General features: G+C 65.8%; 28 protein-coding genes, 1 tRNA gene and 2 pseudogenes. 18 read left to right on the top strand and 13 right to left on the bottom strand.

Annotation, left to right across the window (positions count from 1 at the left end; genetic code table 11):
- Positions 1-81: 81 nt before the first annotated feature.
- The gene (locus ABEI27_RS11170; RefSeq protein ID WP_375799482.1) at positions 82-354 is read right to left on the bottom strand and encodes a MarR family transcriptional regulator; all 273 of its coding nucleotides are present in this window, start codon (positions 352-354) and stop codon (positions 82-84) included.
- 193 nt (positions 355-547) lie between these two features.
- Here ABEI27_RS11170 and ABEI27_RS11165 point away from each other — a divergent pair, with 193 nt between their 5' ends.
- On the top strand, positions 548-1,279 hold the full coding sequence (locus ABEI27_RS11165) for a class I SAM-dependent methyltransferase (protein WP_375799481.1): 732 nt from the start codon (positions 548-550) through the stop codon (positions 1,277-1,279).
- Between the two features lie 181 nt (positions 1,280-1,460).
- Positions 1,461-2,363: a glycosyltransferase family 2 protein gene (locus ABEI27_RS11160; protein WP_375799480.1), complete on the top strand. Its 903-nt coding sequence runs from the start codon at positions 1,461-1,463 to the stop codon at positions 2,361-2,363.
- 29 nt (positions 2,364-2,392) lie between these two features.
- Here ABEI27_RS11160 and ABEI27_RS11155 read toward each other — a convergent pair whose 3' ends face one another.
- Entirely contained in the window at positions 2,393-3,223 is an 831-nt protein-coding gene (locus tag ABEI27_RS11155; RefSeq protein ID WP_375799479.1) for an amidohydrolase family protein, read from the bottom strand.
- Between the two features lie 156 nt (positions 3,224-3,379).
- Here ABEI27_RS11155 and thsA point away from each other — a divergent pair, with 156 nt between their 5' ends.
- Positions 3,380-4,936, top strand: coding sequence for a thermosome subunit alpha (gene thsA, locus ABEI27_RS11150; RefSeq protein WP_375799478.1), 1,557 nt, complete (start codon positions 3,380-3,382; stop codon positions 4,934-4,936).
- A 36-nt stretch (positions 4,937-4,972) separates the two neighbouring features.
- Here the strand turns inward: thsA and ABEI27_RS11145 are convergent, their stop codons facing one another.
- Positions 4,973-5,785 carry an S-adenosyl-l-methionine hydroxide adenosyltransferase family protein gene (locus ABEI27_RS11145; protein ID WP_375799477.1) on the bottom strand — a complete coding sequence of 271 codons (813 nt, stop codon included), beginning with the start codon at positions 5,783-5,785 and terminating at the stop codon, positions 4,973-4,975.
- Between the two features lie 7 nt (positions 5,786-5,792).
- Complete coding sequence (locus ABEI27_RS11140) at positions 5,793-6,356, bottom strand: nicotinamide-nucleotide adenylyltransferase (RefSeq protein ID WP_375799476.1); 564 nt, start codon at positions 6,354-6,356, stop codon at positions 5,793-5,795.
- Between the two features lie 166 nt (positions 6,357-6,522).
- Here ABEI27_RS11140 and lonB point away from each other — a divergent pair, with 166 nt between their 5' ends.
- The 4 genes and pseudogenes from lonB to ABEI27_RS11120 all read left to right on the top strand — a co-directional run.
- A complete protein-coding gene (lonB, locus tag ABEI27_RS11135; protein WP_375799475.1) occupies positions 6,523-8,691 on the top strand; it encodes an ATP-dependent protease LonB in 2,169 nt (722 codons plus the stop codon).
- Positions 8,692-8,700: 9 nt separating this feature from the next.
- Positions 8,701-9,585, top strand: coding sequence for a lysostaphin resistance A-like protein (locus tag ABEI27_RS11130; RefSeq protein ID WP_375799474.1), 885 nt, complete (start codon positions 8,701-8,703; stop codon positions 9,583-9,585).
- Between the two features lie 302 nt (positions 9,586-9,887).
- Entirely contained in the window at positions 9,888-10,406 is a 519-nt protein-coding gene (locus tag ABEI27_RS11125) for a hypothetical protein (protein ID WP_375799473.1), read from the top strand.
- Between the two features lie 12 nt (positions 10,407-10,418).
- Positions 10,419-10,643 (top strand): annotated as a pseudogene (locus tag ABEI27_RS11120) (LamG-like jellyroll fold domain-containing protein); the annotation flags it as partial.
- 29 nt (positions 10,644-10,672) lie between these two features.
- Here the strand turns inward: ABEI27_RS11120 and ABEI27_RS11115 are convergent.
- Positions 10,673-11,125, bottom strand: a complete 453-nt coding sequence (locus ABEI27_RS11115) for an MGMT family protein (RefSeq protein ID WP_375799472.1) — start codon at positions 11,123-11,125, stop codon at positions 10,673-10,675.
- 106 nt (positions 11,126-11,231) lie between these two features.
- On the opposite strand from ABEI27_RS11115, the gene trpC reads away from it, so the two are divergent.
- From trpC to ABEI27_RS11085, 6 genes and pseudogenes are all read left to right on the top strand, one after another.
- A complete protein-coding gene (trpC, locus tag ABEI27_RS11110) occupies positions 11,232-12,062 on the top strand; it encodes an indole-3-glycerol phosphate synthase (RefSeq protein ID WP_375799471.1) in 831 nt (276 codons plus the stop codon).
- A complete protein-coding gene (trpB, locus tag ABEI27_RS11105; RefSeq protein WP_375799470.1) occupies positions 12,059-13,306 on the top strand; it encodes a tryptophan synthase subunit beta in 1,248 nt (415 codons plus the stop codon). The genes trpC and trpB overlap by 4 nt, the downstream gene beginning before the upstream one ends.
- Position 13,307: 1 nt before the next feature.
- A complete protein-coding gene (gene trpA, locus ABEI27_RS11100; RefSeq protein ID WP_375799469.1) occupies positions 13,308-14,159 on the top strand; it encodes a tryptophan synthase subunit alpha in 852 nt (283 codons plus the stop codon).
- A 27-nt stretch (positions 14,160-14,186) separates the two neighbouring features.
- The gene (locus ABEI27_RS11095; protein WP_375799468.1) at positions 14,187-14,981 is read left to right on the top strand and encodes a 2-amino-3,7-dideoxy-D-threo-hept-6-ulosonate synthase; all 795 of its coding nucleotides are present in this window, start codon (positions 14,187-14,189) and stop codon (positions 14,979-14,981) included.
- 59 nt (positions 14,982-15,040) lie between these two features.
- Positions 15,041-15,199 (top strand): hypothetical protein, encoded by a 159-nt coding sequence (locus tag ABEI27_RS11090; RefSeq protein WP_375799467.1) that lies wholly within the window; start codon positions 15,041-15,043, stop codon positions 15,197-15,199.
- Positions 15,196-15,603 (top strand): annotated as a pseudogene (locus ABEI27_RS11085) (Hsp20/alpha crystallin family protein); the annotation flags it as partial. The gene ABEI27_RS11090 and the pseudogene ABEI27_RS11085, both read left to right, overlap by 4 nt.
- Before the next feature lie 25 nt (positions 15,604-15,628).
- On the opposite strand, the gene ABEI27_RS11080 reads toward ABEI27_RS11085, so the two are convergent.
- The 4 genes from ABEI27_RS11080 to ABEI27_RS11065 form a co-directional block, all read right to left on the bottom strand.
- Positions 15,629-16,228 carry an NUDIX hydrolase gene (locus tag ABEI27_RS11080; protein ID WP_375799466.1) on the bottom strand — a complete coding sequence of 200 codons (600 nt, stop codon included), beginning with the start codon at positions 16,226-16,228 and terminating at the stop codon, positions 15,629-15,631.
- Between the two features lie 76 nt (positions 16,229-16,304).
- Positions 16,305-16,853, bottom strand: coding sequence for a hypothetical protein (locus tag ABEI27_RS11075; RefSeq protein ID WP_375799465.1), 549 nt, complete (start codon positions 16,851-16,853; stop codon positions 16,305-16,307).
- A complete protein-coding gene (locus ABEI27_RS11070) occupies positions 16,850-18,061 on the bottom strand; it encodes a glycosyl transferase family 2 (protein WP_375799464.1) in 1,212 nt (403 codons plus the stop codon). The genes ABEI27_RS11075 and ABEI27_RS11070 overlap by 4 nt, the downstream gene beginning before the upstream one ends.
- 323 nt (positions 18,062-18,384) lie before the next feature.
- Positions 18,385-19,512: an MFS transporter gene (locus ABEI27_RS11065; protein ID WP_375799463.1), complete on the bottom strand. Its 1,128-nt coding sequence runs from the start codon at positions 19,510-19,512 to the stop codon at positions 18,385-18,387.
- A gap of 125 nt (positions 19,513-19,637) precedes the next feature.
- Here ABEI27_RS11065 and ABEI27_RS11060 point away from each other — a divergent pair, with 125 nt between their 5' ends.
- Positions 19,638-19,808, top strand: coding sequence for an HVO_0758 family zinc finger protein (locus ABEI27_RS11060; RefSeq protein WP_375799462.1), 171 nt, complete (start codon positions 19,638-19,640; stop codon positions 19,806-19,808).
- Positions 19,809-19,843: 35 nt separating this feature from the next.
- Here ABEI27_RS11060 and ABEI27_RS11055 read toward each other — a convergent pair whose 3' ends face one another.
- The 4 genes from ABEI27_RS11055 to ABEI27_RS11040 all read right to left on the bottom strand — a co-directional run bounded on the left by ABEI27_RS11055 (position 19,844) and on the right by ABEI27_RS11040 (position 23,627).
- Positions 19,844-20,938 (bottom strand): aldo/keto reductase, encoded by a 1,095-nt coding sequence (locus tag ABEI27_RS11055; protein ID WP_375799461.1) that lies wholly within the window; start codon positions 20,936-20,938, stop codon positions 19,844-19,846.
- 79 nt (positions 20,939-21,017) lie between these two features.
- On the bottom strand, positions 21,018-22,208 hold the full coding sequence (locus ABEI27_RS11050; RefSeq protein ID WP_375799460.1) for a bifunctional oligoribonuclease/PAP phosphatase NrnA: 1,191 nt from the start codon (positions 22,206-22,208) through the stop codon (positions 21,018-21,020).
- Between the two features lie 76 nt (positions 22,209-22,284).
- A complete protein-coding gene (locus ABEI27_RS11045) occupies positions 22,285-23,196 on the bottom strand; it encodes an SDR family oxidoreductase (RefSeq protein WP_375799459.1) in 912 nt (303 codons plus the stop codon).
- The gene (locus tag ABEI27_RS11040; protein WP_375799458.1) at positions 23,196-23,627 is read right to left on the bottom strand and encodes a DUF5791 family protein; all 432 of its coding nucleotides are present in this window, start codon (positions 23,625-23,627) and stop codon (positions 23,196-23,198) included. Before ABEI27_RS11040 ends, ABEI27_RS11045 begins: the two co-directional genes overlap by 1 nt.
- Positions 23,628-23,809: 182 nt before the next feature.
- Here ABEI27_RS11040 and ABEI27_RS11035 point away from each other — a divergent pair, with 182 nt between their 5' ends.
- The 4 genes from ABEI27_RS11035 to ABEI27_RS11020 all read left to right on the top strand — a co-directional run bounded on the left by ABEI27_RS11035 (position 23,810) and on the right by ABEI27_RS11020 (position 25,214).
- Positions 23,810-24,304: a ferritin-like domain-containing protein gene (locus tag ABEI27_RS11035; RefSeq protein ID WP_375799457.1), complete on the top strand. Its 495-nt coding sequence runs from the start codon at positions 23,810-23,812 to the stop codon at positions 24,302-24,304.
- 31 nt (positions 24,305-24,335) lie between these two features.
- Positions 24,336-24,788 (top strand): metal-dependent transcriptional regulator, encoded by a 453-nt coding sequence (locus ABEI27_RS11030; protein ID WP_375799456.1) that lies wholly within the window; start codon positions 24,336-24,338, stop codon positions 24,786-24,788.
- 76 nt (positions 24,789-24,864) lie between these two features.
- Positions 24,865-25,068, top strand: coding sequence for a hypothetical protein (locus tag ABEI27_RS11025; RefSeq protein ID WP_375799455.1), 204 nt, complete (start codon positions 24,865-24,867; stop codon positions 25,066-25,068).
- A gap of 73 nt (positions 25,069-25,141) precedes the next feature.
- Positions 25,142-25,214, top strand: a tRNA-Gln gene (locus ABEI27_RS11020).

The raw sequence follows: 25,214 nt of genomic DNA, 5'->3' as shown, positions 1-25,214 counted from the left end.
CGGCGCCACAGGTCGCTGTCTTCCGCGGGGGTGAGTCACGGCTGACGACGCGGACGTCGGGAAGCTGGCAGACGTGAGTGTCTACGTGTTGAGGTAGTAGACCTGCTTCCGGGCGTCCTTGAAACTGTACCGGGAGCCAACGAGGTCGGCATCCTCGAGACGGTTGAGCGCGTAGCGGACCGTCCGATCCGGGAGGAGCGACTCCTCGGCCAGTTGTCCTTGCGAGAGCGGTGCGTCACCCTCGAGTACCTTCGCGACGAGTTTCGCACTTGGGGGGAGTTCGCGGAGGCGGTCGCGGTACTCCGACTCCGAGAGGAGATCGTCATCATCGAGGTCTGCGGTACTGGTGCTCATACCCGAATACAAAGACGTTTTCGTGGTAAAGGTTGGCTACAAGTGTGTGAATACAGTCAGTACAATATATATCCATATAAGGACGGCTCCCACTGGCGGTCCAATCTGCGGACGGGACAGGGACTGACGCCGAGACACAGACCAGCGCGCTTCCAGTACGGTTTTAGTCTGGGAGTGAGGACGGAAAGATACCGTGAAAGGAAAGGAGTGGTACCAGGCCGACGACGTGGCCCGAGAGTACGACTCGAAACGATTCTCCCGGGGCGGGCGACTCATCGACGACCGTGAGAAGCGAGCCGTTCTCGAAGCATTGGGTCCAGTCGGCGGCAAAAAAATCCTCGAAATCGCCTGCGGGACGGGACGGTTCACGGCGCTGTTAGCCGAACGTGGAGCGAACATCGTCGGTCTCGACATCTCTGCAGCGATGCTGGCTCAGGGTCGGGAAAAGGCCCGGAGCGTGGGCGTCGCCGACCATATCGAGTTCCTCCGCGGCGACGCCGCTCGACTGCCGTTTCCCGACGATCACTTCGACGTCGTCTTCGCGATGCGGTTCTTCCACCTCGCTGAGACTCCGGCGAAGTTTATGACCGAGATGGCGCGCGTTTCCAAGAATCTCGTCTTCTTCGACACGTTCAACGAACGGAGTACGCGGGTCGCGTACAACTGGCTGCTCCCGATGGGATCGCACCTCTACTCCACCGAGCAGGTCGACCGATTGCTCGACAATGCGGGTCTGCGACTGGTGAGCGACGAACACGACTTCCTGCTGCCCTACGGATTCTACCGAAAGATCCCGAACGGCGTCGCCGAGCAGTTCCGCGACGTCGACACGTCGCTCGGCGAGGCGGCGGTCGGGCCGTGGGACGTCGGCGACGCCCTCGCGTCGGTTTCGTACTGGACCGCGACCGTCGACGGCGCAGAATAGTATAGTAGCGTGTGCAACTGATTACACAGCCGATCGCACGCAGTCGTCCGATCGAGTGAGCGAAGACGTGCAAACGCTACTATAGTTCACCTGATAACTCCCGCAGAACGGACCCGAGCCCCCCGACGAGGCGGTCGCGCCGAGGTGCGACATTTAAGTTCTCGTGTCGCAACCGACGGGTATGGAACTCTCGGTCGTCGTCCCGACGCTCAACGGTCGGGACCGCCTCGCGGCCACGCTGGACGTACTGGCTGCGAACGCCCCCGACGCCGAGACTGTGGTAGTCAACGGTCCCTCCGCGGACGGGACCACCGGAATGGTCCGCGACAGAGACGACGTCGACGTCCTCGTCGAAGTGTCCGACCGCACGCTGAACGTCTCCCGAAACGCCGGGCTTCGAGCGGCCTCCGGGGATGCCATCGCGTTTCTCCGGCACGACCTCGCGATCGAGGAGACGTGGATCGACGCCGTCAGGGCGAGTCTCTCCCGCGCGCCGGTCGTGACCGGGCCGGTCCACGAGACGCTTCCGGCGGGGATGACGACGACGGAACGGGAGGCTCGACAGGTCCGTGGACGCGAAGTGACGTACTTCAACGGCGGGAACGTCGCGTTCCGAGCGCCGGTGCTCGACGAACTCGACGGCTTCGACGAGTATCTCGAAACGGGCGGTGCCCAAGACGCCGCCCACCGACTGGCCGGCCTCGACTACGAAGTCGCGTGGGAAACCGAGATGTGCGTCCGGACCGAGTACGAGGCCGACGGCGGTGTCACCGACCGCGACCTCGGGCAGAAGTACCGCGCGCTCGCCTATCGGCTGGTGAAGAACTACGGCGTCCGCCCCACGATCGTCCGGCGGATCGCCAGCCACGCCGGTTCCGACGGGCTGTCAGCCGCCCGTGACGTTCTCGCCGGAGAGGGAACTCCGACAGCCTGGATCGGTAACGGCCGAGACGTCCTGATCGGCGTTGCGACAGGCTGCTCCGACGGACTCGTGGCACGGGCTCGCGACCGGTCGCCGTCGCGAAACCCACACGGGTGCTCGAAGCGCGCCGACCGGGCCGTCGCGAAGTACGACCGCCGCTAACGCGCCACCCGGGCCCACGAACGGGCCACCTACGATTCGCCGGGCGCCAGTCCGGGAACCACTCGTGAGGCGTTGGCGGAGAACGCGCGTCGCATCGCGTCTTCCGAAACGTCGAGCGTCAGGATCTCCATCACGCCCACGCTCGGGTGGATCTCCGGCGCACCGCTGCCGAACAGGACGCGGTCGGGGTGTTCGAGCAACGCGCGCTCGAGCACGCTGCGAAACCTGACCTGATGCGTGTCGAGATACAGACGGTCGTGGTCGTCGAGGAGGTCGATCGCCGCGTTCATCCACTCCCGATTGAGGGGGTAGCCGCCGAAGCCGCCGAGGACGACCGGCAGATCCCGGTCGAGCACCGCCTCGGCGACCGCGTCCGGTGGGAAGTCCTGCCCGCCGTGGACGACGAGCGGCAGTTCGACGTCTTCGAGTCGGTCGAGCGTCGCGTCGTCCGGGAGACCGTCCGTCGTCGGATCCAGCGAGAACCCGTGGAAGCGGTCGTCGTACGCGTACTGCTCGATGTCTTCGGGACTGGCGTGATGTGGCTCGCGGGACGCAGTGAGGTTGCGCAGGCGGACCGACGCACGGGACCCCGGATCACGCGGGCCGTCGATCCGCGCGACCGCGAGAAAGGGACGGTCGACACTCAGGCGTGCCACGGCGTTGTTGGCGCGAAGGTACCCCTCGCCCGGCGGGCGACTCCCGGGCGTAACGACTGCCCGGACCACGCCGGCTTGGTGCAGTTCGCGTTCGAGGGCGTCGGGAGTCGTCTCTCGGCCGCGGGTCGCCACCTCCGCCTCGTCGCTCGGGTCCAATCGCGCGCGGAAGTCGACGACCCTGAACCCGTGGTTCAACTCCAGCATCGTCCAACGTTGTCTCGGCGACCCCAATATACCTTGGCGACCGTCGCCGGGAGGCATCGGCTTTTGGGTCGGCACACGAGTCGGGCACTGTCGATACGTATATATAGAACTGCTGTCCTCCCAGCTTGTGAGGTTTACATAAGTATGTCTACACGTATGCAGTCCCTGTCAGTCCTCTCGGGGACCAGTCGGCGGACTCGCGGCGGCGACGCCCAGCAGTCGAATATTCGAGCGGGGAAGGCCGTAGCGAACGCGGTCCGAACGACGCTCGGCCCGCGCGGAATGGACAAGATGCTCGTCGATACGAGCGGTAGCGTCGTCGTCACCAACGACGGGGCGGCTATCCTGGATAAAATGGACATCGAACACCCCGCGGCCCAGATGATCGTCGAAGTCGCCGGGTCACAGGAGGACAGCGTCGGCGACGGCACGACGACGGCGTCAGTGCTGGCCGGCGAACTCCTCGTCCGAGCGGAGGACCTCCTCGACGACGACCTCCACCCGACGGTGATCGTCGAGGGATACACCGAGGCCGCGCGGATCGCACGAGAGGCGATCGGGAGCCAGGTGCTCGACCGCCCACTCGACGACGACCTGCTGACGGCGGTAGCGGTGTCCTCGATGACGGGCAAAGGCACGGGCGACGTGTCCGCGGCGGTCCTCGCCGAGTACGTCGTCGATGCCGTCCGTGCCGTCTACGACGGCGAGAGCCGGTTCGATCCCGGCGACGTCCGACTACTCACTCGTGTCGGGGGCGCCGCCTCGGCGACGGAACTGATCGAGGGGGTCGTCGTCGACGAGGCCCCACTTCGCGACGGGATGCCCAGGGAGGTCGAGGACGCGACGGTCGCCGTCGTGACCACTGAACTCGACGTTCGTGAGGGCGAGAGCGACGCGCAGTATCGGATCTCGTCCGTCGAGCAACTCGCTGCCGCGGTCGAGGCCGAAGACGCCGAACTCGCCGGATACGCGGCGGCGCTCGACGACGCCGGCGTCGACGTGGTCTTCTGTACGAAGTCGATCGCCGATCGTGTGGCCGACCACCTCGAACGACGCGGAATCGTCGCATTCGAGAGCCTCACTACCGAGGACGCGCGGGCGGTGGCTCGCGCCACCGGAGCGAGGCAGTTGGGAAGCGTGGGTGATCCCGATACGGCAGACTTCGGCCACGCGGACCGGGTCGCTGTCGATCGGGGCGGCGATGACGACCTCGCGTTCGTCAAGGGCGGTGACGCCGCGAAGACGGTCACGCTCCTGCTCCGCGGCGGCACCGAACACGTCGTCGACGAGTTGGAGCGGGCAATATCGGACGCCATCGACGTGACGGTGGCGGCAATCGCGTCCGGGGGCGTCGTCCCCGGTGCGGGCGCGACCGAGGTCGCGATCGCAGAGCGTGTCCGCTCGGCCGCGAGCAGCGTGAGCGGGCGCCGACAACTCGCCGTCGAGGCTTTCGCCGACGCTGTCGAGGCGCTTCCCCGGACGCTCGCGGCGAACGCCGGAATGGACCCCATCAACGCCATTGTCGAACTCCGCGCGACGTTCGATCGCGAGGGCGTCGCAGGCGTCATCTCGGACGGTCGAACCGGCGAAGTCGCTGATCCCATCGAGGCCGGCGTCTTCGACCCCGCCGCAGTGAAACGCGAGGCGATCACCGCAGCGACCGAGGCCGCGACGATGATCGTCCGCGTCGACGACGTCATCGCTGCGAACTGACGGTCGAGACGGCGGTTGACCGTAGATTTTCGAGAATCAAAGAGAGAGCACGACGTCGTCGCCGGGATCGAGTTCGAACGCCGCGTCGCCGCGGCCCCGGTTGACGTCGCACTCGACGTATCCGTGGCTACCCACAGTCACCAGTCGGTCGCCGACGTCGACGTCGTCGAAGGCAGCGACAGCCGTCGCCGACGTGCCGTTCACCGCGACCGCCTCACCGACGCGGCCGTCGAGGAACGAACCCGGGACGTTGGTGATCGCGTTGCCGAAGTCGTCGACGACGAGGACTTCGCCGCGGGCTTCCGTCGAATCCACCGCGGGATCGGGGAAGCGACAGTCGACGACTGTCTCTGGCGACGCTCCAGGTGCCATCGATTCGATGCGGTCGATCGGCTCCAGCGTCCCTAGATTTGTAACGCCGACCTCGTGGACCGCTGCGGCCGCGGGGGCAAACACGTCGCGGCCGTGGAACGTCGCCGACGCGGGGTCTTGGTAGTCGTAGCAGAAACATTCGATTGGGGCGTCGTCGTCCGAATCCGCGGCCGCACGCTCGGCGAGACGGCGCGCGGCCGGTACCACCACCCCGTTGTCGGGGGCTACCAGAGCGTGCTCGCCCACGCGGACGACGAGGGCGTCGCGGTCGGTTCCGACGCCGGGATCGACGACGACGAGGTGGACGGCGGGGGGGAAGTACGGGAGCGTCTCGCGGCACCAGAAGGCCGCAGCGCGGACGTCCTGACGGGGGAGGTCGTGAGCGACGTCGACGAGGCGCGCGTCGGACCGCTGGAGGACGACGCCCTTCATCGCCGCAGGGTAGGGTGAGCCGAAATCCGATGCGAGCGTGATCATCTCGGTGTCACTCGGGGTCGCTGGTTTCGTCGCTGCCGGCGTGCGCGCGGTTCAGTTCCCCGCCGTTGGCGTCGGTGTCGCTGACGCGCTGGATCCGCTCGATTCCATCGACCTCCTCGATCACCTCGACGACCGGTTCCGGAACGAGACCCCGCCAGTCGTCGCCGCTGATCATCCGCTCTCGGAGTTCCGCGCCCTCCAGCACGTCGCGGTTGAACATCGGCGATTGGCGGACGTCGACGCCCGCCTCGGAGAACAGTTGGATGACGAGCGGGTTGTTCGAGTAGGCGACGTCGAACGCCGGAGACATACTCTGAACGTGGCTCACCCACACAGAGTTGCGGTCGAGGTCCTCGATCGGCACTGCGTAGGTGGTGACATCGAGTTCCGCCACCGATTTCGTGACCATCATCACCCGCTCGCCAGCGGTAAACGGGTTCCGCGGGCTGTGTGAGTCGTTCGCTGACCCGATCCCGAGGACGAGTTCGTCGACCTCGCTCGCGATCTCTGCGACCATCCGGTGGTGCCCGTTGTGGTAGGGCTGAAACCGACCGATGTAGAACCCCCGCATACCTCCCCTGTCGGCTTCTTCATTTATAAATACCCCGAGATGTGATGATGTCGAAATACAGCGTATAAAACACCTCAGAGTACCGATATCCGTGTTTCAGGGTGTGAGAATTTGGGGAGAAAGTATATCAGTCGCCCGACCTTGAGAGTAAATAGCGAAGAATCCTATGAGTAACGACACGGAAACCGACGACAACGCCCCCGAAGAGGAGGGCGACGTCACCGACGAGCGGCCCGATTCGCCCCCGGTTGACGACGACGTCGGGACCCCAGAGGGGATCCCAGACGATCCGTCCGATATCGTCGGCCCCGAGGAGCGCGGCGACCGGTCCGGTTCACGGAACGGACACCCCGGCTCCGACGGCGACACTAACGGAACGATTGACGACCTCGGGAGCGACGTTGAAGTCGATGCCGAGGTCGCTGACGACGTCAACGAGGACGACCTCCTCGGCGGTCTCAAGATCGGCTCTACCGCCGAAATCGACGTCCCAGACCGACTGGTCGATCAGGTGATCGGCCAGGAACACGCCCGTGATGTCGTGATGAAGGCCGCAAAGCAACGGCGGCACGTGATGATGATCGGTTCGCCCGGGACCGGCAAGTCGATGCTGGCGAAGGCGATGTCCGAGTTGCTGCCGCCCGAAGAGCTCCAAGACGTTCTGGTCTATCACAACCCCGACGACGGGAACAACCCGAAGGTCCGGACCGTTCCCGCTGGCAAAGGCGATCAGATCGTCGACGCACACAAAGAAGAAGCCCGAAAGCGGAACCAGATGCGATCGTTCCTGATGTGGATCATCATCGCGATCGTCATCGGGTACTCGTTCATCATCGCCGGCCAGATTCTGCTCGGGATCCTCGCGGCCGGGGTCATCTACCTCGCGTTCCGCTACGGCTCCCGCGGCGGCGACGCGATGGTGCCGAACCTCATCGTCAACAACGCCGACACGACGACGGCGCCGTTCGAGGACGCAACGGGCGCTCACGCCGGTGCGCTGCTCGGCGACGTCCGCCACGACCCGTTCCAGTCCGGCGGGATGGAGACGCCGAGCCACGACCGCGTCGAGCCCGGTGCGATCCACAAGGCGAACAAGGGCGTGCTGTTCATCGACGAGATCAACACGCTCGACATCCGCAGCCAGCAGCACCTGATGACGGCGATCCAGGAAGGTGAGTTCCACATCACCGGTCAGTCCGAGCGCTCCTCGGGCGCGATGGTCCAGACCGAACCCGTCCCGACAGACTTCATTATGATCGCTGCGGGGAACCTCGACGCGATGGAGAATATGCACCCCGCCCTGCGCTCGCGGATCAAGGGCTACGGGTACGAGGTGTACATGGACGACACCATCGAGGACACCCCCGAGATGCGCCGGAAGTACTGCCGCTTCGTGGCCCAAGAGGTCGCGAAAGATGGCCGGCTACCGGAGTACTCCGCGGAGGCGATGGAAGAAGTCATCCTCGAAGCGCGGCGGCGCGCCGGTCGGAAGGGTCACCTCACGCTCAAACTGCGTAACTTGGGCGGCCTGGTCCGGGTCGCAGGCGACATCGCCCGTGCCGACGACGCTGACTTCGTCACGCGCGATCACGTGCTCCAGGCGAAGGGCCGGAGCCGGTCGATCGAGCAACAGCTCGCCGACGACTACATCGAGCGCCGCAAGGACTACGAACTGCAGGTCTCGGAGGGCTACCAGGCCGGCCGCGTCAACGGCCTGGCCGTGATGGGCGAAGACTCCGGTATTATGCTGCCCGTGATGGCCGAGGTCACGCCCTCGCAGGGCCCCGGCGAGGTCATCGCCACCGGACAACTGAAGGAGATGGCCCAGGAGGCCGTCTCGAACGTCTCGGCGATCATCAAGAAGTTCTCTGACGAGAACATCTCCGAGAAGGACATCCACATCCAGTTCGTCCAGGCCGGCCAGCAGGGCGTCGACGGCGACTCCGCCTCGATCACGGTCGCGACCGCCGTGATCTCCGCGCTGGAGGACGTCGGCGTCGATCAGTCGCTCGCGATGACTGGGAGTCTTTCGGTCCGCGGCGACGTCCTGCCCGTCGGCGGCGTCACTCACAAGATCGAGGCCGCTGCGAAATCCGGGTGTGACCGGATCATCATCCCGGCCGCGAACACCCAGGACGTGATGATCGAAGAGGAGTACGAGGAGATGGTAGAGATCATCCCCGTCTCGCACATCAGCGAGGTCCTCGACATCGCGCTGGAGGGCGAACCCGAGAAGGACTCGCTCGTCGCCCGCCTCAAGAGCATCACCGGTTCGGCGCTCTCACAGACGCAGGGCGAGAACGTCTCCGGACCGTCGAGTCCGAGCCCGCAGTAGTCGATCCGAATGCCCGAGTGGGCGACGTTCGCCGGGTTCGCGTTCGTCGCCACCGCGGCACTACTCTTGCTTTCATACGCTTCTAGTAGCATCCTCTCGGGATCTACCACGCGTGAGTACGACGCCGAGCAATCCCCGCCCACCGCGGATGAACTCGGTGAACCGACCAGCGACACCGTCCACCCCCCCGACGACGGGGCCGACGGAGAGACGATCGCGCTCCCGAAGTCGGGCGTGAAGTTCCACCCGGATCAAGTCCAGCCCGACCCTGAAGACGGACGCGACGTCGCTGATTTCTCGACGGCCTCACTTCTCGCGAACGTCGCGTTCTCACAGGGGTTGTTCGCGCTACTGTTGCTCGTCGGTGCCTGGTACGCCGAGATCCCCGCGTGGGCGTTCGGCGTCGGACCGCTCGACCTGCGAGTCGTCGCGGTCGGTGTCGGACTAGGCGTCGCGCTCTACGTCGCCAACGAGGCCGGCGCGGCCGTCGGCGCGCGCGTGGGACTCGGTGTCGGCGACGGTGAACGGCTGCGGAGCGCGCTCGCACCGGAGACACGCGGCGGGTGGGTCGTGCTCCTGCTCGTCGTGTTGCCCATAATCGCCGGCTTCGAGGAACTGCTCTTCAGGGGAGCGCTCATCGGCGTCGTCGCCGCGGGATACGGAGTCTCACCGTGGGTGATGGCGGCCGTCTCCTCGGCCGCGTTCGCACTTGGGCACGGAGCGCAGGGTCGACTCGGCGTACTCGTTACTGGCGTGCTCGGGTTCGTGCTCGCGGCGGCGTTCGTCGTGACCGGAAGCCTCCTCGCCGTGGTCGTCGCGCACTACCTCATCAACGCCTTAGAGTTCGTCGTCCACGAGGGATTGGGGGTCGAGTGGACGCCCGAAGGGGCGTGAGCGTCGAGCAGGGGTTCGTGTGCGAACACGCGTCGGTATCTGTGTCATTCAAAGGACAAAAATAGCAGGGGCGTGACGGTTAGTTGAGATGGTCGACAGACAGCGGCGGACGTTGCTTCGTACGATGGGTTCGATGTCGATGCTAGTGCCTTGACAGGATTGGCGGGTTGCACCGCCGAGATTCCCCCGGTCCGGGTCGAGATGGGCGACCCGGCCGAGGAGTCCGAACGGACACAGGAACCGACAGCGACGCCGGCAGCGACCGAGACGCCCGCGGAGACGGCCCCCCCGTCGCCCTCGGAGTGGAGACTGGAACCGCGGACACCGCGGCCGAGACGGGCGCACCGACAGCGACGGCGACTACCACCGCAACGACCACTGCGGCGCCGACAACGACTGCCACCGCAACGACCACTGCCACGCCCACGTCGACTGCAACGCCGACTCCGGAGGGGGACGACGCGCTCCTGGCGCGATATCGGTTCGAGGGCGATCTGACGGACACCACCGGCGATTACGATCTCTCGGGGTCGGGCGTCACGTACGATTCCGGGTCGGAGGGGTCACAGGGCGCGTTCTGGCCTGGCTTCGCCTCCGCGGACATCGCGGCGATCGCCGACGACGAACCGCTGACGTTCTGCTATTGGATCCAAGACGACGGCACGAGTTCGACGTGGAACGACGACCTCATCTGGAAGATCACCTCCAAGAACGGCGATCAGGTCGGCACGTTCTGCACCACCGACGGGGAGGTCTTCCTCTTCACGGCGGGCGACAATACGATGAACGAGAGCGAGACGGACGTCCTCGACGGGCAGTAGCACCACGTCGCGTTCGTCTACGAGCAGTCCGAAGACCGGATGCGGTTGTATCTGGACGGGAGCGAAGAGTACGATATCGAGTACACCGACGACCTGACCGGGATGGACACGACGGTACTGATGTTCGGGAACAACGGCTCGGACGGCTGGAAAGAGTACGACGGCGGCGTCGACGATTACCGGTTTTACCGCCGGGCGTTGAGTGCCGCAGAGATCAGCGACATCGCCGAGCGATAGCGAGCCGTCGTCCGGACGGCGCCTGACCGTCAGGCCGACTCGATCTCACGCAGCCGCTCTGCCACCGACGCCGGCGGGCCGCCGGGCGCGTTGCGCACACGGTGATCCGGAACGAAGAGCGGAACGGGATTCCCCGAGAGCGCCGTCCGGGCGGCGTCGAGATCCGCGCTCTCGTCGGAGTCGAGGCCGGCCATCCGGACGACCCGGTCGAGCGATACTGTCTCACCGTGCGGGACGTTACGCGTCGCCTCGAGAACGCTCCGCTGGTCGGTCGGGACCGTGAGGGCGACGTCGACGTCGTTGAAGTGATCGTTCTCGCCAGCGAGGTAGGCGAACACCCGATCGAGCAGCGGGTGGTCCGCTTCGGCGTCCGCGGGTGGCGTTTCGGGGAACGAGACGCTAATCACGCGGCCGCTCGCGATTCCGATCTCGACCGCGTGCGTCAGTCGATCAGAGTCGCGAGCGAAGACACCAACATCCATACCGCAGAATAATGCGTCCGCAGGCTTGAACCTTGACGAGTCGATCGAGATCGGCGGCCATCGACACGCAAACCTTATGTGCAGAAAAGTCCGTTAATGAACATAGATGAACGCTAGTGAGGACAAACTTGCTCCAGAAGTCCGGTCGATACTTGCGTCGGCTCGGGAGCGATCCGACGGTGGCGGAACTGTCGACGTCGACGCCCGGCCGTTTCCCGAGGCAGTCCGAGCGACCGAGGATGCGGGACGCATCCCGGTTGTCGCCGAGGTGAAGCCGACGAGCCCGACGACCGACGGCGAGCGGGCCGACGACCCCGTCGATCTCGCAACGGCAATGGAGGGCGGCGGCGCGAGCGCGCTATCGGTCCTGACCGAACCCGAGCACTTCGGCGGGTCGGTGGAGAACCTCCGGCGGGTGCGCGAGGCCGTCGACGTGCCGGTTCTCCGGAAGGACTTCGTCGTTCGCGAGGCGCAACTGGACGCCGTCGAGGCCGACCTCCTCCTGCTCATCGCGCGGTTCCTCGACGAACCGGGAACTGACTCGCTCGCGACGCTGTACGAGGCGGCGCGTGAGCGAGGATTCCAGCCCCTCGTAGAAGTCCACACCCGCGAGGAACTCGAGCGCGCACTCGACGTCGGTGCGAAGATCATCGGCGTCAACAACCGCGATCTCGGCCAATTGGTGGTCGATCTGGGTACGTTCGAACGTCTCGCGCCGGACGTGCCCAACGACGTGACGCTGCTGGCCGAAAGCGGTATTTCGGAGGTCGCAGACGTCCGACGGATGCGCGAGGCGGGTGCGGACGCCCTGCTGATCGGCACGGCGATTATGGACGGCGACGTGCGGGCGAACACCGAACGGCTGACAGGGGTGGACGCCCAGAGGGGTAATAGAGCGAGCGAGACAGCGACAGACACGGAGACTGAGACACAATGACACAGAAGTACGCAGACGGCAAGTTTGGAGAGTACGGTGGACAGTACGTGCCAGAGGTGCTGATGCCGGCAATCGAGGAATTGACAGACGCCTACGAGCGCTACGTGCTGGAGAACGAAGACGGATTTATGGACGAGTTCCGGGCTCGACTCCGGGACTTCGGCGGCCGACCGACGCCTACGCAGTACGCTGAGCGGCTCTCGAAGCGCTACGATCGTGAGGTATACCTCAAGCGCGAGGACCTCCTCCACGGCGGCGCACACAAACTCAACAACGCGCTCGGGCAAGTCCTCCTGGCGAAGTATATGGGCAAAGAGCGGATCGTCGCCGAGACCGGCGCGGGCCAGCACGGCACGGCAACGGCGATGGCGGCAGCGCACCTGGATATGCCCTGTGAGATCTATATGGGCGAACGCGACATCAACCGCCAGCGGCCGAACGTCTTCCGGATGCGACTCAACGGCTCGGCGGTGAACCCGGTCACCACGGGGCGCGGCACGCTCAAGGAAGCCATCTCCGAGACGATGCGCGACTGGGCGACCAACGTGGAGGACACCCACTACGTCATCGGATCGGTCGTCGGCCCGCATCCCTTCCCGGCGATGGTGCGGGACTTCCACAGCGTGATCTCCGAAGAGGCACGTCGGCAACTCGACGAACAGACCGGCGGCCTCCCGGACGCTGTTCTCGCGTGTGCGGGCGGCGGTTCGAACACGATGGGTGCGTTCGCGAACTTCATCGACGACGAGGGCGTCGAACTCTACGCCGTGGAGGCGGGCGGATCGAGCCTCGACGTCGACGAGGAGGAAGGCGTCGCGCCGAACTCGGCGTCGCTATCGACTGGCGAGGAAGGCGTGCTCCACGGCGCGCGAACCAAGATCCTGCAGGACTCCGACGGCCAGATTATGGAGAGCCACAGCGTCTCTGCGGGCCTCGACTACGCAGGCGTCGGCCCGCAACTCGCTCGACTCGTCGACGACGATCGCGTGCAGGCAGTCAACGTCGACGACGTCAGTGCGCTCGAAGGGTTCCACCGACTCTCGCAACTCGAAGGGATCATCCCCGCGCTGGAGACAGCCCACGCGTTCGGCTACCTCGAGGAGCACCACGAGGAACTCGGCGAGACGATCGTTATCAACGTCTCTGGCCGGGGCGACAAGGACCTCCAAACCGTAATCGAAGAGACCGAGAAGCGCGACATCGAGGGCGCACCGTCGATGGCAGAGTTCTCGGGAGGAATCTGAGATGGGTGGGGACGCCAACCCCGACCTCGTGGAAGCCTTCGCCGACGGACCGGCGTTCGTGCCGTACCTCGCCGCAGGCGACCCCGACTACGAGTCCTCGCTCGAGTACGTCGAGGCCCTAGCGCGTGGGGGGGCGGACGTGATCGAACTCGGACTCCCCTTCTCGGAACCGATCGCGGAAGGATCGACGATCCAGAGCGCGATCGTCCGCTCGCTGGAGGGTGGGATGACACCTAATCGGTTCTTCGAGTTCGTGGACGACCTCACCGTCGACGTGCCGCTGGTCTGTATGACGTACTACAACCTGATCTACCAGTACGGGGCGGAATCGGGGCCGCGGCCGTTCGTCGAGCGCGCCGCGAGGGCCGGAATCTCGGGCTTCGTCGTCCCCGACCTCCCTGCCGAAGAGGCTGATCCCCTCCGTGAGGCCTGCGACGAGTTCGGCCTGGATCTGGTGTTCATCGTCGCGCCGACAACTCGTGGGGACCGCCTCGAGCAGATTATGTCGCAGGTCTCTGGCTACGTGTACGTGCAGGCGCGACTGGGCGTCACGGGCGCAAAAGAGGACGTCTCCGGGCAGACCGCGGAGAGTCTCGAACGCATCGCCGAGTACGACGTCCCGAAGGCGGTCGGCTTTGGGATCAAAACGGGCGAGCACGCCGAGCGGATCGTCAGTGGGGGCGCGGACGGCATCATCGTCGGGAGCGTGCTGGTCGATATCGTGGGTGACGGCGTCGAGCGCGATGATTCGGCCGAGGCGATCGCGGACCAGCTCGAATCGAAGGCCCGCGAACTCAAACAGGGGGCACTGCGCGGATACGAACAACGTGTGCCCCAAGCGGAAGGCAAATAACCAACGGTTGCCACAGTCTCACACACGATGAATACAGGACTTTCCGCGCGACTCGACCGGATATCGACAGGGGGGCGGTACCTCATCGTCCCAATGGATCACGGCATCACTATGGGCCCGGTAAAGGGGCTCATTGACCTCGAATCGACCGTCGATGCGATCACGCGCGGCGGCGCAGACGCCGTCCTCACCCAGAAAGGGGTCGCCCCGCGCGTCCATCCGAACAAGAACGACAAAGGGTACATCGTCCACCTCAACGGATCGAGCGTGATCGGTCCCGACGAGGAGGATAAACGACGGACCGGAAGCGTCGAACAGGCACTCCGGGCAGGCGCCGACGCCGTCTCGTTTCACATCAACGTCGGCAGCAACTACGAGCCGGATCAACTGGCCGAACTCAGCGAGGTAACAGAGACCGCTCACCGGCTCGGGGTCCCCGTACTTGCGATGAGTTATGCCCGTGGCCCGGGCGTCGACGAACACGACGCCGAGAGCCTCGCACACGCGGTCCGGATCGCCGAAGAACTCGATGCAGACGTAGTGAAGACCGCCTACTCCGGAGAGGCAGACTCCTTCAAGCGGGTGTGTGAAGCCACCCGACTGCCCGTCGTCATCGCCGGCGGCAGTCGCGGCACTGATCGGGAGACCGCCGAGATGGTCCGCGGCGCAATGGACGCCGGCGCGGCGGGCGTCTCGATGGGCCGCTCGATTTTCCAGCACGACGAACCGGAGTCGATTACGCGAGCAGTCAGCGCGATTATCCACGACGACGCCGACGTCGACGCAGCCATCGACGTTGCGGGACTCGGGATCGAGGCCTGAGGCACGACCGGCGGGCGCGAGCCCGCGCGTTTATCATCGTGGCGGGCCTATTTGCACCTATGCCTGCAACGCTCGAAGTCCGCTGTACAGCCGACACGTGCGAGATGGATATGTTTGAACTCCACTACACCTACGAGATGCCTGACGAGGTCGGTGTCTCCGACTTCGTCTGCCCGTACTGCAAAGCAAACGAGCCGCTGGAGGCGATCGAACTATGAGCGGCCTCGACGACATCGGCCGCCTTGGCGACCCTGAGCGCCTCCGCGAGATCGGTGCGTCGATTGCGGAGAACGCCCTCGAACGAGTCGGTCGGAGCATCGCCCGCGTCCAGGAGGGCAGGCCCCTGCCGTACGACCTCCTCGAGAGCGACGAGGCCTACCTCGTCGTCTTCGACGCGCCGGGAATCCGCGAGAAGGACGTACAAGTGCAGTTCCGCGAAGGCGAAGTGCAGGTCCGACTCGACCGGTTCCGCGACTTCCGCGAAGGGTTCGAGATGCGGTTCCCCGGTCGCGGGCTCTCGCTGGACGGCGCAGCGCCGATTCCAGCGGAGGCAGCGATCGACCCCGAGGCGGCCTCGGCGACAGTCACCGACGCCGGGACGCTTCAGGTGCGACTGCCCAAACTGACGCCGGGCGCGTAGAACAGATTTAGACCGGAAGTTCCGCGTCAGCGTCGACAACTCGATCCGGCTCCTCGGGCATAACCCACTCTGTCGTGAGTTCGAGCAGCTGAACGAGCATCCGCCCCGTCGCCCCCCAGACAGTGTAGTCGTCGACGTGGAAGTAGTGAACCCGGTGATCGCCGTAGATCGGGTGTTCGCGGCGCTCTGATTCGTAGTTGTCGAGATCGATCAGTTCCGGGACCGGGAGGGCGACCACTTCGGCAACCTCCCGCTCGTCGGGATCGTACTGGCGGTCGGGAACGCCTCCGACGAACGGTCGGACGGCGTAGTCGGTCACCGTCCGGATGTCGTCGATACGGCCGAATATCGTGGTTTCGGCCGCTAGCAAACCGATCTCTTCGTCGGCCTCGCGCAGCGCGGTCGCCTGAAGATCCGCGTCCTCCGGTTCCAGCGACCCGCCGGGAAAACTCATCTGTCCAGGGTGCTCGCCGAGGTGATCTGCGCGCTTGGTGAACAGGATGTGTTCTGTCCCGTCACGGACGAGGATGGGTGCGAGCACCGCCGCCTGTTTGCCCGCGTCGTCGACTGTCGACGGCGTGTGGGCCGACACCCTCGGGAGATGCATACTCGGTAATGGATACACGCTGCGGGGGCTTATACTGTCCGCTGAGCATCCGTGAGGGATCGCCGCGGGTTCGCGATCACGCTCCGTCTTCGAGGGCGGCGTCCAGTCGGTCGCGAACGTCGTCGACGTCGATCGACTCCGCCCAGACCGCGACGTCGTACGTCAGATCGAGCAGCCGGCGGATCTCGGCGCCGTCACCGGCCGACACCGCCCGCGCGGCGTCCGCGCGGAATCGTTCGGCCAGCGCTTCGGCGGCGGTGTCGCGGTTGACGTCACGCGGGTCGACGTCGAGGATGCGTGGGAGGTCCTCCGCGTTCGGGGGGAGCGTTGGGAACGCTGCCGGCCCGGGGGCGAGGAGCGTCTGGTCGCCGGGAGCGTCGTCATCAGCAGTGCCACCGGCCCCGTTCTCGCTGTCGGCGGCGCCCGTCGCATATCGGACGAGTGCGTAGGAGCGAACCGCCTCGTCGATCGCGGTGGCAACCGCGCTCTCGTCGAGGTCGGTTCCGCGCTTGAACGCCAACTCCGAGAGGGCTTGCTCGAGTTCCGCCGGAGTCAACGCCCCGAAGAGATCCACGATACCGGCGAGTCCGTCGGGGTCGAACGGTGAGTCGATGGCCGTCGTCACTCGCCCACCTCCCGGTGTGTCGCGCCGGAGGGCGTCGGCTCCGACTCCGACTGCAGGGGCGACTCCGCGTCGCTGGAGCGGTTCAGCCGTCGCCGCTCGCTGGGGTCTCCGGCGCCGACGACGTCGGCGAGGTCGGCGGTCGCCGCGTCGGCCACCGCGCCCGGCGAGAGCGACGTGGTCTCCCAAGCCGGAAGTCGGTCGTCGGGGGAGTCGGGTGCTCGAACGGCATCGGCGTATCGGTCGATCTGCGTTCGTTCGTGCTCGCGGTCGAACTCGAAGCCGTTGAACGCCGCATCCTGTGCGTACTGGTCGACGAGCGTGCGGGCCGCCCCGCAATAGCGCGATTCGAGCGTGTCGAAGTCGATCTCGACGCCGTGTTCGACGACTGTCCGCAACAGCGTTTCGCCGACGGAGCGGCTCATTTCGGAGAGTCCCGCCGACCCGTCGACCGAGCGGTGATCGTGTTCGTACTTGCCCAGATCGACCTGTGCGGTTCCGTCGAATCCAGCGACGTCGAAGGCGTCCCCGAGCGTGCCGACTTCGAGCCCCCACCGACGCGGCGTCCGGATCTGCCTGGCAGCGCGTGCAGTGGCCCCGAACTCCCCGGCGAGCGCGTAGCGGAACGCGTCGAGATACTTCAGGAACGGATCGGGACGCTCGTCGAGCAGCACACGGACCAGCGGGGCGTAAAAGAGCCGAAAGAGCCGGCCGTAGAGGCGGTCGTTCTCGACGCGAGCGTAGTAGCCCTTCGAGAAGTCGTAGCCGTTGGCCAGGGGGAACAACAGGCGCGAGACGAACGACTCGTCGTACGTCGTCGTGTCGGCGTCGTGGACGACGACGAACTCCTCGGTCGTCGCGCGACCGAGGCCGAGCCAGACGTCGCGGCCCTTTCCGCGAGCGCCGTCGAGATGAGCGTCCGAGAGGAGATCGGCGATCCGGGGGCCGTCACACCACAGCAGTTCCGTCCGGAGGTCATAGGTCGAAAGCCACTCGCTGATCGCGGCGACGCGCGTCGCGTCGGCACGCAGCGGGACGATGACCCGCGCGGGGTTCAGCCCTTCGAGCGTCGAGAACACTCGGTCGGCGGCAGCAGTTTCGCTGTCACGTTCGCTCATTGGCACCACGACCGCTGTCCGATCGGTCGGAGCGGTCGGGACCGGGTCAGCGAGGTCGTGAAGCGTCGTCACCCTCGCTTGCACGTATTCCATCGAGGCCCTCTCAGGGCGGCACGAGCAAAAGCCCGGGGGTTCCGGAGGGCGTGACCCGACGCAATCGTCAGCGAAAGCCGTCGTGGGCGCAGGTTTATATACGAAACCGCGGCCAGACAGAGTATGTGCTGAGAGCACCCCCGCGTCGGCAGCGGTCGCTCGGCACGACGACGGTGGGAGCGAGGCAGCCCGTGCCGACTGTTTGCCCACAGATGAGTACCGTTGGAGCTGTGCGTCCACAGCCCCCTCAAAGGCACAATCGCGGACGAACGTACTGTGCTCCGCGTGCGGAACACAGATATGGCAGTCGGTGGGGGCGACTGCTACGTCGGCAGCCTGTCGATCCGCTGTAGGGTGATCAGCCCGACGACGACGACGCCGAGCGCGAGTGCGAGGCGCGTGAAGATGACGTCGTAAGCGAGGCCAGCGTCGCGGAGCGCCCCGACTACCGAGGAGCCGGTGGCCTGGAGGATCATCATCCCTGCGGAGTACCACGCGTACGCACTGGCTCGCGCGTCGCTGGGGAGCGTATCCAGAAGGAGCGTGTCGATCGCGGGGAAGAGACTGTGGATGACGTACCCGATCACCGCCGTGAGCGCCACGACCGCGACGGTGCCGCGGGTCACGGTCAAGACGAGCACGCTGCCGGTGAACGCGCCGATGATCGCGAGAATGTAAGGCACCCGGGGCAGCCGGTCCGCGAGCCGCCCGGAAATGAAAAACGCCGGGACACCAGCGCCGAAGATCACCGTCAGGAGGTTCTTCGCCACGGTGTCGGGGATCCCCTTGGTGCCCATATACAGTTCGTAGAAATTGAACAGCCCCTGCCAGACGAACCCGGTCGTCCCGACAACGACGACACCGAGGCCGACGACGCGCCACTCCGAGCGGATCGCACCGAGCAGATCTCGGTCGTCGGCACCCGCCTCGGGGAGCGGTGTCTGCCGCGCGGCGACGTACAGTGCGAGCGTCACGACCGCGGCCGCGACGGAGATACCCACAAAAACGACCCGCCACTCGAAAAAGAGGCTCAAGGCGAGTGTGACGAGCGGCGCGGCCGCGACGGCCGCGATCTGACTCGACATCCCGTGGACGCCCAGGGCCCAGCCGACCCGGTCAGGGTAGAGTTCACTGACCAGCGGGTTGGCGGCGACGAGATACGTCCCCGAGGAAAGTCCCATCAGGAGCGCGCCCGCGCCGAGCATTGGAACCGTCGTCGCGCTCGCGGTGAACGCTGCGGCGACGGTCAACACGCCGCCGGTCGCGAGGATTACCCGGTGGCGGGCCACGCGAGTGAGAATCAAGCCGGTGGGAAGCCGCAGTAGCGCGCTTCCCAGCCACGCCATCGTGGCGATCAGTCCGGCGGTCCCCTCGCCGATCCCGAACACCGCGATGAACTCCTGCAGGAGCGGCGCGAAGACGACTCGCCCGAGGTTGACGAGAAGAATCATCGAACAGAGCGTACCAAAGAGACGACCCCGAGACACGGTCCGGCTTCGCCGCGGGCCTAATCAACCCTTACGATTCCCCTGCTGAGATACGGATCTTTTTACCGACCGGCATCCAGATTCGAGGTATGAAGTCGACACGGAAGGGCCTCCGAAGTGGGGAGTTGGAAAAGGACACCTACGGTCGGCTCAACTGCGCGGAGTGCGGGGAGTCGCTGAAGACCGAAAACGATCCCGACGAAGTGTTCACGATCCGCCGGTGTCCCAACTGTGACTCCGAGTGGAAGGAACTGCGCTGAGACCACCGATTGCAGGCGAGCAGTCGGTATGAGAGTTACTCGAAAACCGCGTCGAAAGCGCGCGCACCGAGCGGCTCAAACGTCCCGGCAGCGACGTTCTCTGGCACGTGGTTCGGAGAACTCGTCCCGGCGAGCGCCGTCGCGACGCCGGGCGCGCTCCGGGCGAAGTTGATCGCCCGCTGCGCCGCGGTGTCGCCGCGCAGTTCTACATCGATATCTGTCGGAATCGACGACACCAGATCGCCCTGTGCGAGCGCCGCGCTCGCGACGACATCCAGCCCGGTCGCCTGGGCGTATTCGAGCGCGCTGACGCACTCGCCGTCGTCCGGGTGGGGGTGTGCCGAAACGGTGAATGCGTCGGCCATCGCGACGTTGAACGGGAGTTGAATCGCGCCCAGGCCGACGTCGTCGGCACCGACAGTTTCGGCGGCGCGCTCGGCTCGTGAGACGACCTCGGGGAGCGACAGGTACGAGCCGTGACCGCGCGGCACCCGGAACGCCTCCCAGGTGGCGACGCCGTACATCCCGATGTCGCCTGTGGCGCGTCGCCGTTCGAGCCGCTCGAAGGTCGCTTCGAGCAGGTCGTACACCGCATCGCGACTCCGGGCTTGCAACTGCGTCTCCGGGTTGTGCACGTAGTAGCAGTCGATCGTCTCGATCCCGATGTTCGAGAGCGAGCGGTCGAGCATCGCCTCGATGAACGCGGGTGTAATGGCGTGGCTTCCGGCGGCGAGATCCTCGGGCGCCAGGAGGCCGGTGTCGAGAAACATCTCCCGGACGTACGCCGCGGGATCCTCGGGTCGGAACCCATCGAACGGGACGAAGCCGCCCTTCGAGGCGATCACGACTTCCTCGCGATCGACGTCGGCTTCCGATAGCGCCGCACCGACTGCCCGCTCGCTGCGCTGGCACCGGTAGTTGATGGCCGTATCGACGTGATTGATGCCGGCCGACAGCGCCGACGTGATCGACTCCCGGTAGTCGGCGTCGACTGCGCCCGTCGGTGCCCCGAGATACGTCCCGAGACCGACGCTCGATGCGACGCCCGGACCGAACCGGCGGAAGTACGTGCGGGCGAACGCGTCACCGAAGCGGTCGCGATAGGCCCAAGTACCCTGATTCGTCGCCATAGCGACGCGTAGGGCCGGGACAGGTAAACGGGCGTCGTCTCAGACGTACCGCGCACGGCACGGGGCCGCGACTAGCGGATCAGGTGTCGCCAGACAGCGACTCGAAGAGCCGTTCGGTGAGCGCGTCCCGGTTCACGCCCTCACCGCTGACCGTCCGGACCCTCCCTTTTTGAAGGGACAACTGGCCGCCGCCCATCCGCGCGTGCCCACCGCCGCTGGCGTTCTTGAGGGTGGAAAGCGTTGCCTCCAGCGTCCGGCCCATATGGACGCGGTCGTCGCGCGAGCGCCCGGAGAGGTGGATCGTCCCCTCGCGTTCGCCGAGGACGACGACCGCCGTGACGCCCTCCAATTGAATGAGTTCGTCGGCGGCTTGCGGAATCGCGTCGGGGTTCGAGACGCAACCCACGTCGCTGACGGCGAATGGGCCGCGGACGTCGCGGCCGGCGATGGCGCGGGCTTTCAATTCCAACACCTCAGTCGAGACTTCGGGGTTGGCGATCCGGTCGAGTCGGTCCTCGTCGACCCCGGGGTACAGAAAGCCCGCCGCGCCGAAGTCGGCGGCCGAACAACCGGACGTCAGCCGCTTCGTGTCCGTCAGAATGCCGTAGAGCAGTCCCGTGGCGACGAGCGACGGCACTGTGTAGGTGGTATTGACCTCGCTCTCGTGTTTCGACGGCGGGACCGGCGTCGCGTTCAGGTCGTCGAAGTACTCGGCGGCGATGCTCGAGGTCGCGCCGTAATCGGTTCGGACGTCAGTGAACGCCTCGCCGGTCCCGTCACCGGGGTGGTGATCGACGACTGCGAAGGGAAGGACGCTGTCGGCGCCGGCGAACCCCCGGGGGCGGTTGTGATCGACGAGAACGACGTGTTCGGCCGCGAGGTCGCTGACGTGGGCAATCTGATCGATGTCGAGGTCGAGCACGGTCTGGAACGCGCGATTCTCCTGGTGTCGCACCTGGCCGGTGTACTGGACGCTGGCGTCGGTATCGACCTGATTTGCGAGGCTCGCAACGGCGATCCCGGTCGCCATCGCGTCCGGATCAGGGTTCTGATGTAACAGCACTGCGACCTCCTCGAGTTGTTTGAGTTCGTCGAGAAGCCGCGCGCCACGCGGCCGGGTAAAGCGACGGAGGAGGTACAGACCCGCAACGAACGCGAGAAGTCCGACCACGACGGCGGCGACCGTCTCGGGGTTCTCGACGGCGAAGGCCATCGTCCGGTCGAGCAACTGCAACCCACGCTCGACCAGCCCGGAGCGTGCGGATCCCATACGGCCCCACAGCGGGTGCATCCTCAAGAAGATTCCCACGGGCGAGTGAGGCTACCAGTGAGTCCCAAACGGCCGTTCAGACGTCTGATGCGGGCGTTCCGTCGCGGTACGCATCGATTGGGTCCCGGTACCCCTTCCGGAAGGTCGGGTACGCGAACTCGTATCCGAGGTCCCGGAGTCGGCCGTTGTCGCAACGTTTGCTCGTCTGGAGTCGCCGCGTTGCGGCCTCAGAGAGGTCCTGTGCGGCGAGACGCTCCTGAATCGTGCGCTTCGGTGGGGCCTCGACGCCGCACTCGGCGGCCAGCCAGTCCGCGAAGGTCCACTTGTCCGCGGGTTCGTCGTCCGCGACGAGGACGACCGAATCGCGGGCGAGATCGGATTCGAGGAGGAAAGTGATCGCCCCCGCGGCGTCGTCGCGGTGAACCATATTCAGGTACCCCTCAGTGACGGGGCCCTCGATGTAGCGGTCGAGCCGATATCGATCGGGACCGTACAGGCCTGCGAATCGGGCCACAGTGCCGTCGATACCGGCCGCAGCGGCGTCTTCTATGGCGATTCGCTCGGCTTCGGCCAGGACCGCCGTCTTCTCTGTCGTCGGGTCGATCGGCGTGTCCTCGTCGACGAACGCGCCGTCGTGATCGCCGTAGACGCCCGTCGATGAGGTGTATACGAGGCGATCCGGCGTAGCGTCGCGCGCGGCGTAGGCGTCGATGACGTTCCGAAGTCCCTCGACGTAGACCTCGCGGGCAGCCGCAGCGCCGCGGCCGCCGGAACTGGCCGCGAAGACGACCCAGTCGGCGTCCGGGAGGGCCGCGAGCGAGCCCGGATCGGTCGCGTCCGCGCGCTGGGGATTCAGGCCGGTATCAGCGACGGCGTCGAGGCCGGCGTCGGAGCGCCGAACGCCCGTCACCTCGTGGCTGGCCTCGCGGAGTTGTCGTCCGAGTTCGAGTCCGACGTAGCCGCACCCGACGATAACGACCCGGGCCATTACCGGTCGTTCCGTTCGGCGAGGAACTGCTGAATCGCCGCCAACTGTTCGAGCGTCATCGCCGTCCGCCCCTCGATGGCTTGCTGGACCTCCTGGCCTGAGAGGTCGACGTCGACGTTCGAGGCGATCGAATCGACGTCGACGACGCCGGTCGTCATCGCCATCAGGAGGTGATCTCGGAGTTCGAGCACGATCGTCTCGGCGTCGGGACGATCTTCGTCGAGTGCGAGTAGCGCCGCGGCGTCGGTGATCCTGAGATCTGGAGCCGAACCGTCGGCGACGGCTGCGACGGCGTCGCGGTCGACGCCGGACTCGTCCGCGGCCGTCTCGACGCCGACGTCGGCGACGACCGCTCGGAGTTGGTTCTCGTACGCCTCGCGGAGCGCCGCGGGTGACAGCGACGCCGGGTCCGAGGCTGCGTCGTAGAGCATACGGCCTATCGCCACTGCGACGGCAAAACGGTTTCCCGCGTTCGGGGGAGCGTACCGCTGGTCACGGCTCCATAGATCCGGGTGCCACGCGGTCGTTTCAGCCGAGGGGAACCGCTTAAGTTCGTCAGCGACAACGCTTCTCGTATGCATCGCTCGTGGCGTTCGAGTTTGGAGGTACCCGCGTGAGCGTCGGCCACCAGGTCAACTCCGACCACCAGCTCGCCCGGCTCCTCCAGATCGGCATCGTCCTCGAGGAGGTCGTCGAAGCCCGGTCATATCGACACTACCAGTCGCTCGACGATGGGACAGAGCTCGATCCAGAGATCGAGTCGCTGCTGGAACACGCCGCCACGGAGTCTGCAGAGCACCGCGAGCGCCTCGAGGAACTCGTCGACGAACTCGACGCGGAGAGCATTCCGTTCGAGGAGATCGAAGCGCTCGTCGAAGCACAGTACGGCAGCACCGATCCGGACGACTTCGACGATATCCTCTACGATCAACTCGCCAACGAGGAGACGGCGTTCAAGTTCTACGACGACCTCGTCGGCGCGCTGCGGGCGTCTGAGGCGACGTTCGGCGTCGACCGCGACCACCTCATCGGCGTCCTCGTGGAGATCCGCGAGGAGGAGGCCGACGGCGTCGAGGAGGTCACGAAGGTGATGAACAACCGCTCATGAGACGACACACGACGCACGACGGGGACGAACGATGAACACGGCCGATCAGTACGTCAAAGCGATCTACCTGCTCCAGGAGATGGAGAACGGCCCGGCATCGACCGGCGCGCTCGCGGACCGACTGGGTGTCAGTCCCGCGAGTGCGAACGAGATGATCGGGAAACTCGAGTCGCGCGGGCTCGCCGAACACGAGAAGTACAAGGGTGTGACGCTGACCGACGAGGGGATCGTCCGCGCCCGCGACGCGCTACAGACGTACTGCATCATCGAGCGATTCCTCGCGAACGTCCTCTCGGTCGACGAGTTCCGCGCGGAGGCGCGCGAACTCGAACCGGTGATCGACGACCTGGTCGCAGAGCGACTGGACACGATCATCGACCGGAACGCAGCCTGTCCCGATTGTTTCGATCCCGAGACGGACGCCTGTTGCCGCCTCGAGGTCGCCACCGAAAGCGTCGAAACTGAAGAGCAGCGGGCGGACTGACGACCGCGACACAGATTCCCGTCCGGTCGGAATTGAAGCCCACATTTTCAAGACTGTGTCGAATAATTCAACATATATGGATGGGAGAACGGCGATTAGTCGTCTCCTCACGCTCGCGGGTGTGGGACCCCGCGACTCGCTGGGAGGCACGGAGGAATCAGCGCCGTACGCGTGTGTCGGCTGTGGTGCGACGTTCGACGTGCAGCACCACGTCTGCCCCGAGTGCGGCGGGTTTAGCGTCGAACCGCAGGCCGAACGGTGGGGTACCCAGTCGGACTGATGCCGAGGCGACGGTGGGGCCGGCGAGTACAACCCGATGGCTTTTCAAGCGCTGCGGCGTGAGTAACGCGTGCAGTCCCGTGGTGTAGCGGCCAATCATATGGGCCTTTGGAGCCCACGACGGCGGTTCGAATCCGCCCGGGACTA

This window comes from Halobellus sp., from assembly GCF_042218505.1.
GTDB lineage: Archaea > Halobacteriota > Halobacteria > Halobacteriales > Haloferacaceae > Haloquadratum.
This window is presented reverse-complemented; position numbering and strand designations above follow the sequence as displayed.